General features: G+C 46.8%; 10 protein-coding genes. 4 read left to right on the top strand and 6 right to left on the bottom strand.

Going from position 1 to position 15332, the window contains the following annotated elements; translation table 11 throughout:
• The first annotated feature begins 110 nt into the window (after positions 1 to 110).
• Complete coding sequence (fdhF, locus tag SHAL_RS04130) at positions 111 to 4436, top strand: formate dehydrogenase subunit alpha (RefSeq protein WP_012275934.1); 4326 nt, start codon at positions 111 to 113, stop codon at positions 4434 to 4436.
• Positions 4437 to 4514: 78 nt separating this feature from the next.
• Here fdhF and chrA read toward each other — a convergent pair whose 3' ends face one another.
• Positions 4515 to 5723, bottom strand: a complete 1209-nt coding sequence (chrA, locus tag SHAL_RS04125; RefSeq protein WP_041415840.1) for a chromate efflux transporter — start codon at positions 5721 to 5723, stop codon at positions 4515 to 4517.
• Positions 5724 to 5888: 165 nt separating this feature from the next.
• Positions 5889 to 7064, bottom strand: coding sequence for a glycerol-3-phosphate dehydrogenase/oxidase (locus SHAL_RS04120; RefSeq protein ID WP_012275932.1), 1176 nt, complete (start codon positions 7062 to 7064; stop codon positions 5889 to 5891).
• Positions 7065 to 7303: 239 nt separating this feature from the next.
• Between SHAL_RS04120 and SHAL_RS04115 the strand changes: the two genes are divergently transcribed.
• From SHAL_RS04115 to SHAL_RS04105, 3 genes are all read left to right on the top strand, one after another.
• Entirely contained in the window at positions 7304 to 7720 is a 417-nt protein-coding gene (locus SHAL_RS04115; RefSeq protein WP_012275931.1) for a hypothetical protein, read from the top strand.
• Between the two features lie 334 nt (positions 7721 to 8054).
• The gene (locus SHAL_RS04110; protein ID WP_012275930.1) at positions 8055 to 9479 is read left to right on the top strand and encodes a thioredoxin domain-containing protein; all 1425 of its coding nucleotides are present in this window, start codon (positions 8055 to 8057) and stop codon (positions 9477 to 9479) included.
• Between the two features lie 635 nt (positions 9480 to 10114).
• Positions 10115 to 10312, top strand: coding sequence for a hypothetical protein (locus tag SHAL_RS04105; RefSeq protein WP_012275929.1), 198 nt, complete (start codon positions 10115 to 10117; stop codon positions 10310 to 10312).
• A gap of 82 nt (positions 10313 to 10394) precedes the next feature.
• On the opposite strand, the gene SHAL_RS04100 is transcribed toward SHAL_RS04105, so the two are convergent.
• From SHAL_RS04100 to SHAL_RS04085, 4 genes are all read right to left on the bottom strand, one after another.
• Positions 10395 to 11498, bottom strand: coding sequence for a GGDEF domain-containing protein (locus tag SHAL_RS04100; RefSeq protein WP_223296240.1), 1104 nt, complete (start codon positions 11496 to 11498; stop codon positions 10395 to 10397).
• 88 nt (positions 11499 to 11586) lie between these two features.
• Positions 11587 to 13161 (bottom strand): alkyl hydroperoxide reductase subunit F, encoded by a 1575-nt coding sequence (ahpF, locus tag SHAL_RS04095; RefSeq protein WP_012275927.1) that lies wholly within the window; start codon positions 13159 to 13161, stop codon positions 11587 to 11589.
• Positions 13162 to 13457: 296 nt separating this feature from the next.
• A complete protein-coding gene (ahpC, locus tag SHAL_RS04090) occupies positions 13458 to 14027 on the bottom strand; it encodes an alkyl hydroperoxide reductase subunit C (RefSeq protein ID WP_012154009.1) in 570 nt (189 codons plus the stop codon).
• Between the two features lie 402 nt (positions 14028 to 14429).
• Positions 14430 to 15173, bottom strand: coding sequence for a spermidine synthase (locus SHAL_RS04085; RefSeq protein ID WP_012275926.1), 744 nt, complete (start codon positions 15171 to 15173; stop codon positions 14430 to 14432).
• Positions 15174 to 15332: the final 159 nt, after the last annotated feature.

The raw sequence follows: 15332 nt of genomic DNA, 5'->3' as shown, positions 1-15332 counted from the left end.
TAATGATTTCGCCAAGTCCGTTCTCTGTGAATGCTGATGTTGCGCCTAGGCTCTCAATTCCTAGTAAGCGCATTAATCAAGCTGCGACCCTATAATTAAAGGCCCATGCGATGAAACAAATAATAATTGATGGCAAGACCCTAGTAGCCAATCAACGAGACACTCTGTTAGACGTCGCGCTTAATGCCGATATTGCCATTCCTAACCTGTGTAAGAGCAATGCCCGTTCTTTAATAAAGAGCTCTTTAGTTAATGACAGCAAGCAACACTGTAATCTTTGCCATGTAGAGCTCATTGCTAGCGATAATAGTATTACCAATGTTCGTGCCTGTGAGACCCTTATTGGCGATATCGCAATGCAGAATGTTGAAGTTATCACCCGCTCTGCTGCGCTCAGTAAACAGCGAAAAGCAGCCCTGCATACGATTTTATCAGATCACTTTGCCGACTGCGAAGCGCCATGCCAAACGGCTTGCCCAGCTGGCGTGGACGTACAATCTTATCTGTACCATATCGCTCAGGGCGATCACACCGAAGCCGTTAAAGTCATTAAGCAAACCTTACCCCTGCCACTTTCTATTGGCCGTGTTTGCCCCGCTTTTTGTGAGTCTGAGTGTCGTCGTGGCCTAGTCGACGAACCCGTCGCTATTCGCCAATTAAAGCGCCACGCCGCCGACTTAGATCTCGATGATGCCAACCCTTATGTACCGCCAAAAGCGCCTGCGACCAATAAGAAAGTCGCCATTATCGGTAGTGGCCCTGCGGGTATTTCAGCTGGCTATTACCTGTCTAACAATGGCCATGATGTCACGATTTTTGAGTCCATGCCGCAAGCGGGTGGTTGGTTAAGATACGGTATTCCAGAGTATCGCCTCCCCAAGGCCATTCTCGATAAAGAGATCGAGCTTCTCTGTAAAAACGGTCTAAATATTCAAACTGATACTCGTCTTGGCCGCGATATTCACCTCAATGGTTTGATCGAAGATTTTGATGCCGTCTGTTTAGCCATTGGCGCCCAAAAGGCGGTACCGATGAACTACCCAGGCATCGAGCTAAAGGGCTGCTATTTAGGGGTCGATTACCTCAAAGATTACTGCACCAATAAGCAATACAGCACTGGCAAAAAGGTAGCGGTGATTGGTGGCGGTAACACAGCCATCGATTGTGCCCGCACCGCTAAACGTGATGGCGCCGACGTGACCTTGGTGTATCGTCGTACTCGCGACGAAATGCCAGCAGAGCCCTATGAAATTCACGAAGCCGAGCAGGAGGGGATTAAGTTCCACTTCCTCACCAACCCGATTGAAAACCACAGCGATGAAGCGGGCCGAGTTAGCAGCGTTACCTTTGAAGTGATGGCACTGGGTGAACCCGATAGCTCTGGGCGCCGCTCACCAACACCGACAGGCGAGACCTTTGTCGAAGCCTTCGATACGGTTATTCCTGCCGTATCACAAACTCCAGACATGGAGTTTCTTGAGCATCCTCAGAGCCAGTTAGCCACCGGAGCTGTCGCCCTAACTCGCTGGAATACCTTTGAGGGTTGCGAGCACACCATGTCTGCGGGTCAGTCTGCCGGCCTTGATAAGCTGTTTGTGATTGGTGACTCAAGAACGGGCCCCGCTACCGCGGTTGCTGCTGTTGCCGATGGGCGCAAGGCGGCGGATGCCATTGAGAAATTACTCACACAAGGCCTAACTTGTGAGTTAGTAAAGCAGCCTTTTAATTCGACCAAGGCGGCTAAAACTAGCGCACTGAAATCACTTAAGGTGGACGCGCTTTATCCATCGACTAAGGTACAGGCTCGTAGCCAAATGCCTGAGCTTGATAAGCTACAACGTGCGCTTAACTTTAGCGAAGTGGAGCTTGGCTTTGAAGCCGATGAGGCGATGAAAGAAGCGGCGCGCTGCCTCGAGTGTGCCTGTCAGGCCAACACCGACTGTAAGCTGCGTGATTACGCTACCGAGTATAAGGTCAAGGCTAGTGAGCTCGATATAAGCCAAGCACAACACTTTAGTATCGACAGCAGCGCACCATTTATCACCTTCGATGCTAACCGCTGCATTAGCTGTGGCGCCTGTGTTGAAACCTGTAAAGGCGCTAGCGGCCATAACGCGATCTCTTTTGCTAAAGATCACTACCAAGCTATCCCTATCTCATGTGCTAGCTCATGTGACAGCTCATATGACAGTGATGAGCGCAAAGCGCCGCGTGTAGGCTTTAGCGCCAGCATGAATGACAGCGATTGTGTGCAGTGTGGTAACTGCGTACAGGTTTGCCCAACGGGCGCACTGGTTGATGCTCGCGATAAAACCCAAGGTTTAACGCCGGCACAAAAAGCACCGCTTAAAACCGTCTCTACCATCTGTACTTACTGCGGTATTGGTTGCCGTATCAACATGCAAGTGGATGAGCAAAAGAACCAAATTCGCCATATCGATGGTGATATCTCATCGCCGGTAAACGAGGGGATGCTGTGTGTTAAAGGCCGCTTTGGCTTTGACTTTGTCGGCAGTGATAAGCGCCTGACCACACCACTTATTCGTAAAAATGGTGAGCTAGTTCCAGCAAGCTGGGACGAAGCTATCTCTGTTGTGGCTCAGCGCTTTAGCGAGATAAAACACACCTATGGTGATAAAGCACTAGCGGGGCTATCGTCAGCTAAAGCCACTAACGAAGATAACTTCGTATTCCAAAAGTTCTTCCGCAGCGTGCTGGGTAATAACAACATCGATCACTGCGCTCGTTTATGTCACGCATCAACGGTTACTGCACTTCGCGAAAGCATAGGTAGCGGTGCGATGACCAACGATATTCCAAGCATTAAAGATAGCGACCTTATCTTTATCATTGGCTCGGACACCGAAAGCGCTCACCCAATTATTGCCTCTCGCATCAAGCAGGCAGTAACCGATCATGGCGCCCGCTTGATGGTTGCCGATCCAAAACGCGTCTCTATCGCCGATAAAGCCCAGCTTTATGTGGCACAAAGACCGGGTTCGGATGTGATGCTACTGAACGCCATTATGCAGCAGATCATCAAAAACGACTGGCATGACTTAGATTACATTCAAGCGAGAGTCGAGGGCTTCAGCCAGCTCTATGATGAAGTGATGAGCACCGATTACAGCCCTAAAAATGCTGAGCTCATTACTGGCGTCAGCGCCAGTGACATCATTGAGATGGCTCGACTGATTGGCACCGCTGAAAAAACCGCTATCTACTACGCCATGGGCGTGACTCAACATACCTCGGGTCACGACAATGTCACGGCTATCTCTAACCTGCAGCTATTGTGCGGCAACATAGGGGTAAAAGGCGCAGGCATTAACCCACTGCGCGGCCAGAGTAACGTGCAAGGTGCCTGCGATATGGGCGCACTGCCAAACTACTTCAGTGGCTACCAGAAACTTGACGACCCACTAGTACAGATGCGCTTCCGTGATGCTTGGGGCAAGGAAGATCTCTGTGCAGATATCGGATTCTCTGCAACCGAGATGATGCATGCCCTGACCCATGGCGAACTGAAAGGTTTGTATGTGATGGGTGAAAACCCAGTGCTCAGCGACCCGGATCAGAAGCATGTACTGCAGGGCTTAGCCGCAGCAGAATTTGTCGTGGTGCAAGATATCTTCTTAACCGAGACCGCCGAGCTTGCCGATGTGGTGTTACCTGCTGCGGCCTTCGCCGAAAAGCTAGGCCACTTCACCAATACCGAGCGCCGAGTACAGCAATTATTACCCGCTGTAACTCCGCCGGGGCTTGCTAAAAATGACTGGGAGATCATCCAGCTAATTGCCGTTCAGATGGGTGAAGAGTGGACATACCAAAATGAGCGACAGATTTGGCATGAGATCACCGATGTGACTCCGCAATATCGCGGTATTACTTGGAAAGTGATCGATAGCTTAACGGCAAATGGTCGTCTAGGCCTGCAATGGCCGTGTCCGGCTGAAGGTCACCCTGGCACGCCTATTTTGCATACCAATCAGTTTACTCATGGCAAAGGTAAGATGCGTGCTGTGCATTATCGCCTGCCGGCAGAGATGCCATGTGAGGAATACCCACTGGTATTATCGACGGGCCGTTTGTTGGAGCAGTTCCATACAGGCACCATGACTCGCAAGACTCCAGGCTTAAACCTGCTTGGATCTCCAAGAGTGATGATTTCAGTCTATGACGCTGAAAAGCTAAGTGTGAATAACGGTGATATGCTCAAACTCAGCACCAGACGCGGTGAGATTGAGATCCAAGCCTTCGTCACTAAACGTGCACAAGCTGGGGTATTGTTCCTACCGTTCCACTTTGCGGAATCCGCGGCCAATAAGCTCACTAACAACGCCCTCGACCCTGTGGCGAAAATCCCAGAGTTTAAGGTGTGTGCCGTCAAAGCGGAAAAAGTGGCTGAGAAGCTAGCCGAGGCAGAACTCGTCTAGCTAGAATCATAGTCGATCAAAAAAGGCGGTAAGAGCATGCTCTTACCGCCTTTTTATTTATCTGGACCTCTAAGGAGGCTAGCCAGCAAACGCGCCTATTACCGCCCCTGTCACGCCAAAACCTGTCACTAAGATAAAAATATTGGGCTTAAAGATTTTAAACAGACCAAAACCTAATACTACCAAGGCCATATCCAGTGGCGATAACACTGCGCTGATAAAGATGGGGCTATACAGCGCCGCCAACAAGAAGCCCACCACGCAGGCATTGACTCCTGCAACGGCGCCAATCACTTGTGGCCTTGCACTGAGTGCATGCCAGCTTTTAAGTGCCACCAGCATGAGTAAGAAGCCCGGCAGAAAGATAGCCAGTGTAGCTACTAAGGCGCCAATTAACGGCTGCTCCACCCAGATCTCAGCCCCTAAAAATGCCGCCAAGGCAAACATAGGCCCCGGTACCGCCTGTGCTAAGGCGTACCCCGTTAAAAACTGATCGTTACTCATGGTATCGCCAACACTCGATTGTAGTAGAGGCAGCACCACATGCCCACCACCAAATACCATACTACCCACTTGGTAGAACTGGCTAAACAACTCAGTTAAATTCGAGATCCCTGCTTGCTTAGATAGGCCGATAACCACCAATGACGCGATCAATAAGCCACTGAAGAGACTTAACCAAAAGAAGTTAAGCTTTATCGGTTGCTGTACTGTGGTTTTTGTTGCGGCTTTCGTTGCAGTTGTAGCCACGCCCTCATCCGGCTCAGCAGATAGGTAATATCGCCCCACCATGGCGGCGCTGATGAGCAAGCCAAACTGCACTAACATCGAAGGCTGCAACAAGATAATCGCGCAGCTTAGCAGCATCAATAATTTAGCCTGCTTACGCTGACAAAACTGCTTGAACATGATCCAAATCGCATCAGCAACTACCACTACAGCCAATAACTTAAGCCCGTGGATAATCCCTTGAGTAAATGAGTATTCCAGCCATTGACTACTGGTGACGGCAAGCAAAAACAATAGAATAAACGAAGGTAAGGTAAACCCTATAAAGGCAGCAATAGCGCCCAACAGACCACCGCGATGATAACCGATGGCAAAACCCACCTGACTCGAACCCGGTCCAGGCATAAACTGACTTAGCGCAACGAGACTGCCATAGTGTTTGTCATCGAGCCAATTAAGCTCCTGCACAAAAGTCTGTCTAAAGTAACCGATGTGCGCCGCGGGTCCACCAAATGACACTAACCCTAACGAGAAAAAACGTAGAAAAATTTGAAACATAACCATCCATCTGTGCGCTCATGCACTTTAAAAACAAACTATTCAAAATAACAACCCATCAAGAATATGACACTAAGGTTACAGAATAATGAAACTCATGAGCTTGGCATCATTTCAATCACCTCGCTACTGCCGCTATCTTTTTAAAATCGCATTCAAGGTTAATTAATCGAGTTGCAGTTTATCGAAATTGGCTAAAGATGGTCGCTCACCAATGGCATCTTCAACCCACTCAATCACTTCGGTTGCCGTGGTTCTATAGGTCGTGAGTTTACCGCCGTAAAGACTTAATAGCTTAGGATGGCTAAGCTGGCTTTTTTGCAATGTATCTCGCGGCTGGTCAAACGCATTGCCCGACAGTTTAGGTAGCACTCTCACACCACAAAAACTATCGACAACCCGCGCCTTCAAAGCGTCTATATCACCCAGACAGGCAAAATAGTGTTGATAAATGCCAAGCAAATACTCTTCCTCTGCGGCGGTGATCTGAGGTTTGTCGCTTAATTCATCAAGCACTACCTCAGTCGTACCAATTAATGTTTGTCCATTCCAAGGCATCACAAAAATAACCCGTTTGTCGAAGCAAGACTCCAGATAAAGGATGCCATCATTAGCTGGAATATCGAGCAGCAGATGACTGCCCTGCACCCACTCGATAGGCTCTGCTGCGATAGGCGGAAACACATTTTCAAGCACCTGATTCACCCATGGACCCGCCGCATTCACTACTGCCAGCGCTTCTACCTCTTGCGCTATTTCTTCCGTTTGATAGCGCACCACACAATGGCTCGGCAAATGCTCGATATGCGTACATTGAGCATGCTCAATCACATGCGCCCCTAAGGCACGAGCATTTTTTATCACGGCTTGTGTCAGTCGCTTGTCATCTGTTTGCGCATCCCAATATTGGTAAACGGCTTTTAGCCCCTTAAGTTTGAGTCCTTTAATTTTCGACCAATCTACAGAGGGAACTGATTTAAACAGCCCCAGCTCATCGAAATCACTGAGCACGGCATACAAACTAAGCCCCGCTCTTATCGCCCACGAACTACGATGGCTGGTGTCATACACGGGAATATAAAATGGGATTGGATTCACTAACGAGGGAGCCAGCTTAAGCAAGGCTTTTCTCTCGGCCAGAGACTTTCTTACCAAGGGAAGTTGGCCAGATTCGAGATAGCGCAGCCCACCGTGGATGAGTTTACTGGAGTTAGCCGACGTCTGCCCCGCAATGGTGTCTTTCTCTAACAGCAATACACTATAGCCAGCTGCAGCTGCGCACTGAGCGATACCCGCTCCATTGATCCCACCACCAATGACGAGAAGATCGACCGTCGCCATTTTTGCTCCTTGATTAGATTGATCACTCATTACCATGCATAGCCCAATAATTGCACCATGATGAACAGAGCAAACTACGCCACAAATATCTTCTAGAGCTGTGCAGAGTGCAGTTCATCATTAGAACATTTAATCTAAAGGTGATTGTATTTTCTCTAGTAATAGCATAAATTTTCGCACAATGGAGTAGCACTAAACCGCTCTTTAGGGTGATTTTAAGCTTAGCAAGGAAGTACGGTATGAAGTGGATAGCCGCAGTTTGTTTACTATTTGCCACAAGCACGATGGCTCAATGTGATAATAAAACTCACATTATCGATATTATTTATCCCAAAAATAGCTCTTATTTCTCAAGCCAGTACACATCTCAACTCGATGAGCTAACCAAAAGTACTCAAATCAATACAGGCTATTTACTACTTGAATTCAAAGTGAATCAAACCCAAGCGACAGAAGAAACACGTAACTATAATAAGTGGCTAGCAGAAAGACGTATTGAAAGAGTAAAAACCTATCTTAATGATGTCGCTTACCCTGCGCCGATTATCACTAAAATATTAACCGCGAGTACCGACGAAAACCGTAATGTGAGCCTAGTGTGGTGTACAGATGAAGCCGAACAACCGCAGATCCAAATCGCCAGTAAAGATGAGTAATTCTACGGGTTAAGTTTACGTTCAACGTGTTAACCAGCATTACAGCTCAATAGCAGTAAAGAAAACTCAAACTCAAACTCAAGCAAAACGAAACCACAACCACAACCACAACCACAACCACATAAAGTACATCAACAAAAGCTTAATCAAGCTTTTATAATTATTGCTAAAAGTTTAACTTTATTGTTAAAAATTGGTTGTAGTTCCCAAAAGTAAATTATTCGAGATTTAACCTGCAAAAACAAAACATTAATTTAGCCATTCCTAAGCATTAAAGTAGAGTATTAGTAACAAACACGCTTAATTCATGGCTAATACGTCTGCCGGAGTTCGCATGCCTAAGTCTATTATTCTTTTTATTGCCCTTTTATTATCTTGCCTATCTCTGCCCAGTTTTGCCGCTACAGAAGCGACAGCGACGAACAACATCTGGCATTACACCAATGCGCAGGGAGAGCTTAAGGTTAAACTGTATTTCTTCTGGTCTAAGACCTGTCCTCACTGCGCCGAGGCGCACCCTTTTATCGATAGCCTACCCGAGCGCTACCCCTGGATAGAGGTGGAAGATCATATGATCACCGCCGCGAATACGATGGAAGTGTGGCAAAACGTCGCTAAACAGACGGGAACCGAAGCGCGCTCGGTGCCCTACTTTGCCAGTGGCGAAAAAGCCGTTGTCGGTTACAGCAGCCAAGCCGTTACCGGCGAGTTTTTAGTGCAACGATTAAAGTCCTATTACGTTTCGCTTGGTGGCGTATTAGCACCAGAGGTCGAGGGCGACTACGCCACAGCTGCGCCTGTTTCAGGCGGCTTATTTGAAACCTGTAGTGAAAGTAGCAGTAAAAGTGGTGAAGGGATTTGCGATTTGGGTTTAGATACCAGCAGCAAACTCGCTTCTTCTGATGTACAACCCGTAGAGTTACCACTGGTTGGTGTCGTTCACCCTGAGCAGATGTCGCTGCCATTACTAACGGTGGTACTCGCAGGCGTCGACGCCTTCAACCCTTGCGCTTTCTTCGTATTGCTATTCCTGCTCTCTATCATGGTTAACGCTAAGAGCCGCACTCGCATGCTGATTGTTGGCGGCATATTTGTGTTCTTCTCAGGCTTTATCTACTTCATTTTTATGAGCGCTTGGCTCAATATCTTCCAACTGCTTGGTGCAGGTAGCGATGGCGGCTGGATTATTCTCGGTGCGGGGATGTTAGCGCTGGTAGCAGGGGCGGTGAACATCAAAGATTACTTCTTTACCAAGGGAGAGGTCACCCTGTCGATGTCGGCCAAAAATCGAACTGGTTTGATTAAACGCATGGGTAAACTCACCAGCGCCAGCAGCATGACCGCCATGATAGCCGGTACTGTAGTGTTATCTATCTTAGCCAACGCCTATGAGCTGCTATGCACCGCAGGCTTCCCGATGATCTATACCAGCGTATTGTCGATGCATGACTTAGAGACCTTCGAGCGCTATATGTATCTGGTGATGTACAACGTAGTTTATGTCATCCCACTCGCGGCTATCGTTATCGCCTTCAGTGTATCTCTAGGTAAACGCAAGCTCACCGAGAAAGAGGGTCAGACCCTTAAGCTGATGTCAGGCATCATGATGATGGGACTCGGTGGCATGTTGGCAGTTGACCCAACAGCGCTGCAGAATGTGGCCTTAGCGATCGGCCTTATCTTAAGCTCTATCGTGTTGACGGTGATTATCACGCTTATTCGTAAGAGTATTGAGAAGGCTCAAGCAGCAAAGTCTTAATGTTAATTACTAAAGGCCTTAGCTTGCTGTAAAGCTGAGGCCTTCGTTTTCTAAAATAAGGACCTAGATCCTAGGACGCTTCGCTGCGAGGACGGGCTGCGCCCTACTAGGAAAATCAAAAGCTGAAAGCACCGTCTTTGCACTTTCTTAGCTTTCCCGCTTTTACAATCTCTGCTTTTCCGTAGGTTGGCATTTATGCCGACAAGCCTTATATAAAACCAAAACTGATGGGCTAAAGTCTAACCTACAAATGAGCAAAGCAATGCCTTTCCCGTCTCAGCCTGAACCGTCTTTTCCCTTCGTTTTTCCGTCTTTGCTTTTCCTAGGACCTAGAACCTGCTTTTCCGTAGCTCGGTATTTATGCCGACAAATCTAGTATAAAACCATGATTGATGGGCGAAAGCCCAACCTACAAAAGACAAAGTGGTGCCTTTCCCGTCTTAGCCTGTTCCGTCTCAGCTTGAACCTTCTTTGCCTTTTGCTTGTCCGTCTGTGCCTTTCCTAGAACCTACTTTTCCTAGCACCTGCTTTTCCGTCTTAGCTTTACAACCGATACACTCTGTAACACGACAATCCTCAAGCCATGATGTGCCACGCCGATAACCGAATAACATTCCTACTTAATTGAGAAAAATATGGCTGTAACTATCTCTAGTGCGAATCTTCAACCGAACATGAGTCATGGTGATGTTGGCGTGAAAGTCGCTCAAATGGCTAAAGATCAACAAAAGATTGAGGGCGATATTGCATTAAGCTTGATCAATGCGGCGGCCCCTGAAGCGGCGAAGGCGCCTGTGGGTAATACTGGCCACAATATTAATACTACGGCCTAAGCGACGGTTTCACACTCAAGCTCCTCTCAGAGAGATCCCTACTCTGGGAGCGCTTTTACAGTGAAGGGGGGACTAAAGAGCCTTACTCTGAAAGGTAACAATCTCTACCCGCTGACTTGGCTTGATATAACAAACTGTCGGCGGTCTCTAGCAACTGAGCTGGTTCCATCCCCTCGTGCCACTGCGCAATGCCTTGAGAAACAGTAATAAAGTCTGAGACTCCTGAGCCAGGGTGCGCAAGCTCTGTATCGGCTATTGCCTGTTTAATCTTTTCGGCGACTTGAGTGGCACCGCTTAGATCAGTATCTGGCAGTGCAATCACAAACTCCTCTCCGCCGTAGCGGGCAACCAGATCCCTTGGCCGTTCGAGTGCGCTATTTAATACACCTGCGATCCTCTTTAAATATTTATCACCCACTTGGTGGCCAAGACTGTCGTTAAGCGGCTTAAAGAAGTCCACATCGACCATGATGATAGACAACGGTTTATTATTTCTAAGTGATGCCTTTATCTCTTGGGTTAGCACCTCGTCAAAATGGCGACGATTACTGATATTGGTCAAGCCATCAATCATGGCTAAACGCTTAAACTGCTGTAACAATTTCTTTTTTTCAATATTACGGCTCACCGCTTTGAAAAACCAACCCGAAATAATTTTTTGGCCTGATAATATGATGCCCAAAAAACATAAAAATTTAGTCAGCGGGTAAATCAGCACCTGAGAATACTGCATAGAGTGATAAACAGCGCTAAAGGCTAAAAAAGGAAATATGGCGAAAGCCATCACATTTCGATTAGGAAACAGCGCCAGTGCAAACACTAACACCAGTACATCGGCTAAAGACTCAATGCCCGGCATGTTCTGGTCAGATAGCAAAGCTAAACCCAAAAGCACATAACTCCAACCACTAACCAACAAGATTAAATAGAGATACGTTTGTTTTACTCCCACGTTTTCAAATCCAGCGAGCTTAATCGTTATTAAACCTAGTAAGAGCACTATAAATAGCGGGATAAACTTAAATTGTAATGAATGAAGATCAAAGTAAAAACCATCAAAAAAATAGCTATTTAGCAGTACAACAGATAATAGTACGCAGCTGACATAGGTTGCCCACAGAATACCGCGCTTTAAAATCGTAAAGGCTTCTCTCTTCAACTGAGGTTGGTACTGATATGACTTCAAAGGAATCCCTTCACTTATCATTATTATTCTGTGACTAGCTCAATAAAAAAGCCAGCATCTGCTGGCTTTATATTAACGAGTAATCCCTTTAGGCTGCAACATTATCTCGGCTAGACTCATCGACATCGTGACGAATTAAGTAGTCAAATGCACCCAGTGATGCCGTTGCACCACTCCCCATGGCAATAATAATCTGCTTATAAGCTGAGTTTGTCACATCACCCGCAGCAAATACCCCAGGTAATGAAGTTTCGCCTTTTGCATCGACAACAATCTCACCGCGCGCTGTCATATCTATGGTGTCTTTTAGCCACTCAGAGTTTGGTACCAAACCAATCTGTACAAAGATACCTGCCAGGTCAACATGATGGCTCTCGCCTGTGGCTCTGTCGGTATAGTTAAGGCCGTTAACACGCTTACCATCGCCAGTCACCTCAGTGGTCATCGCCTCGGTAATGATATCAATGTTGCCCATCGACTTTGCTTTACGCTGCAGCACTTCATCGGCACGCAATGTTTTATCAAATTCAAGTACGGTAACGTGCTCAACAATATTCGCTAAATCAATTGCCGCTTCAATACCAGAGTTGCCACCGCCAATAACCGCAACACGCTTACCTTTAAACAGTGGGCCGTCACAATGTGGGCAGTACGCCACACCACTACCACGGTATTCTTGCTCACCCGGTACGTTCATTTCACGCCAGCGTGCCCCCGTTGCCAGTAATATTGTTTTACTGCGCAGCACCGCGCCGCTTTCAAGCGCTAACTCAAACAGCTCACCCGACTTTAGGCTCAACGCGCGTTGATTATCCATAATATCAACATCGTACTCATGTACGTGGGCCTCAAGATTAGCCACCAGCTTAGGGCCTTCTGTCGCCTTAACTGAAATGAAGTTTTCGATACCCACGGTTTCAGCGACTTGACCACCAAACTTATCGGCAACTATGCCAGTACGTAGACCTTTACGTGCCGCATAAATTGCTGCCGATGCGCCTGCTGGGCCACCGCCAACCACTAATACATCAAACGCTTCTTTCTCGTTTAGCTGCTCAGCTTTTCGACCCGCCGCATTGACGTCAAGCTTGTTTAAGATCTCAACCGTGCTAATGGCGCCCATTGAGAACGGCTCGCCATTGAGGTACACAGAAGGGACCGCCATGATGTTGCGCTCATTCACTTCATCTTGGAATAGTGAACCATCAATCATCACGTTAGTAATGTTCGGGTTAATCGCCGCCATCATATTCAGCGCTTGAACCACTTCAGGACAGGTTTGACAGCTTAAAGACACATAGGTCTCGAAACGATACTCACCCGGTAGCTGGCGAATTTGTTCAATCACGTCGCTATCTAGCTTGATTGGGTGACCGCCGCTATGCAGAAGCGCAAGCACCAAGGAGGTAAACTCATGACCCATAGGCAGGCCTGCAAAGGTGATCTGACTATTCAATTGTGGATTGATGACTGACATCGAAGGAGTACGCTCACCCACTTGATCTATTACTGAGATGAGTGGAGACAAGCTATCGATATCTGCAGCAAGTGACTTTAACTCTTGGGCTTTTTTACTGTCATCAATAGATACAACCAGCTCAACTGGATGCTTGAGGTTTTGCAAATAAGTGCTCAGTTGATTCTTTACGTTTGCATCTAACATGATGACTCCTAAATATGTGAAAGCTAATCTGATATAGGTGAGCAGCAGGCAGCATTAGCCACAAGCAACTAAATGCTCACTAAAAAATAAAAAGTGGTCTTAAAAATAAATGTGTATTGCGACTAGCAAGTGTTCTGAAAAATAGTTCTGTAAAAACAAGTTCTGTAAAAATTTGTTCAGCTTAGATTTCAGGGGGGACACTAAGCTGAACAATGGAGATGAAATCGCTTGATAACTATCTAGGACATTAGCGAGAGGTGGATCTCGCTAACACACTGCTATCAATTATCTATCGCTTAAATCTTACCAACTAGGTCGATTGATGGTGCAAGTGTCGCTTCACCTGGCTGCCATGCTGCTGGGCATACTTCACCGTCGTGAGTTGCTACATACTGAGCAGCCTGAATTTTACGAACTAGTTCAGCTGCGCTACGACCAATACCTAGGTCATGTACTTCAGCAACTTTGATCTCGCCTTCAGGGTTGATAACAAATGTGCCGCGTAGTGCTAGACCATCTTCCTCAATCATCACACCGAAGTTACGTGTGATAGTACCCGTTGGGTCACCAATCATTGGGTACTGGATTTTACCAATGGTGTCAGAGCTTGAGTGCCATGCTTTGTGAGTGAAGTGAGTGTCAGTCGATACTGAGTAAACTTCAACGCCCATAGACTGTAGCTTCTCGTAATGGTCAGCCATGTCGCCTAGCTCGGTTGGGCATACAAATGTGAAATCAGCTGGGTAGAAGAATACAACAGACCACTTGCCTAGAAGATCTTGCTCTGTCACAGGGTGGAAGTCACCGTTGTGAAAAGCAGTTGCTGAGAATGGCTTGATTGTAGAGTTGATGATTGACTGATGCATGTGATGCTCCATTTTATCTGTTTTAATCGTTAAAGTTGAAAATACTATGTCTTAAAATTCAACAAACTGAGATGAGTGATGATGAGTCTCTTAAAGCCAGTTCGTTTTCGATGGGAGAATAGTAACGGAGCGCATAAAATTATGATAACGGGTAAAAACTATCAATCTAATCTATTTTTCCGAATAGGATTAACAAAGCTGAGATATTAGATGTTTAACAGTCACTTATATAAGAGCTAGATAAGAATTGGATAAGTGTTAGCGGGGATATGTCGAGAATAAACTCCTCTAACTAGCAGAAAATGAAGTTATTAACGAAAAAATCGATTAACGCGCCCCCCTAGACAAAGGACTCGCTAATACTAGAGCAGTATTAGCGAGATGCGAGCTAACCTACAGGGCTTACTCCCAAACATCGAATCGCGTCAGGGATCTGCCAAGCTGGAAGTCCAGTTGCTGCGACAAGGCCTGCGCCTTAGTTTTTAAGCCGCTAGTACTGATTTCACGCTTGGCCTTACCCGCAAACACCACCCAATTACCACTCCCTGTGAGGCAGGCGCGAACTTCGACGAAGTACTTATTAAGATAAGCCAGCAACTCACGGTTTTGGCTATGCTCTTTCCAGCAATTAAGCACAAGGTAACCATCGGCTTTAATTAAGGCGGCGCATTGGCCAATAAATGTATCCGACACCTGAGCAGAATCAACACCTTCGGCACTATAAATATCGGCAAAGATCACGTCGACGCGCTTATGATCGCCAGCCTCTAAAAACTGTTTCGCATCCTGATTAATCACCTTAAGCTTTTTGCTCAAAGGCAGCTGAAAATAGCGTTTAGCCAGCTCAATTACATCTGCTCTAAGCTCAACGGCGGTCAGTTTGATCCCCGCATCGAAGTGACGCAGTGCATGGATAAGCCCACCACCGCCTAACCCGAGTACGATAGCGCTTTTAGGTTGGCTATAGAGCAACACCAATAACATAGCTTGCACATAGGTGTGCTGCGGAATATGGGGGGCAGCTTTGAGTAACTTACTCTGCTCATCATTTTCACCAAATGCCAGAATTCTCGCCTCCTTATCTTCTAACACGATAAGCGGGCCATATTCATCTTGGGTTTGGTGCAGTACTTGGTAATCAGACATGGGGTCTCCAGAAATTGGAGCGCTATTATGCGTTAAATTCTGCTTTAATAAAATGCCACTGTTATCGCCACAAAATCCGATTGCAGCGAGGCTAAACAGTAACAACTAATACACATCAACGAGAAAAAATCAGCACCAAACCAACTTTAGAGATAAACA

Origin of the sequence: Shewanella halifaxensis HAW-EB4, assembly GCF_000019185.1 — a bacterium.
GTDB classification, from domain to species: Bacteria; Pseudomonadota; Gammaproteobacteria; order Enterobacterales; family Shewanellaceae; genus Shewanella; species Shewanella halifaxensis.
Note: the sequence above shows the minus strand (reverse complement) of the source record. Positions and strands in the feature narration are given on the sequence as shown.

What these genes read in the sequence shown, in the direction of transcription:
- SHAL_RS04120 (WP_012275932.1), bottom strand. Translation starts at nt 7,064, where the DNA reads ATGGCGACGGTCGATCTTCTCGTCATTGGTGGTGGGATCAATGGAGCG.
- SHAL_RS04115 (WP_012275931.1), top strand. Translation starts at nt 7,304, where the DNA reads ATGAAGTGGATAGCCGCAGTTTGTTTACTATTTGCCACAAGCACGATG.
- SHAL_RS04110 (WP_012275930.1), top strand. Translation starts at nt 8,055, where the DNA reads ATGCCTAAGTCTATTATTCTTTTTATTGCCCTTTTATTATCTTGCCTA.
- ahpC (WP_012154009.1), bottom strand. Translation starts at nt 14,027, where the DNA reads ATGCATCAGTCAATCATCAACTCTACAATCAAGCCATTCTCAGCAACT.
- SHAL_RS04105 (WP_012275929.1), top strand. Translation starts at nt 10,115, where the DNA reads ATGGCTGTAACTATCTCTAGTGCGAATCTTCAACCGAACATGAGTCAT.
- chrA (WP_041415840.1), bottom strand. Translation starts at nt 5,723, where the DNA reads ATGTTTCAAATTTTTCTACGTTTTTTCTCGTTAGGGTTAGTGTCATTT.
- ahpF (WP_012275927.1), bottom strand. Translation starts at nt 13,161, where the DNA reads ATGTTAGATGCAAACGTAAAGAATCAACTGAGCACTTATTTGCAAAAC.
- fdhF (WP_012275934.1), top strand. Translation starts at nt 111, where the DNA reads ATGAAACAAATAATAATTGATGGCAAGACCCTAGTAGCCAATCAACGA.
- SHAL_RS04085 (WP_012275926.1), bottom strand. Translation starts at nt 15,173, where the DNA reads ATGTCTGATTACCAAGTACTGCACCAAACCCAAGATGAATATGGCCCG.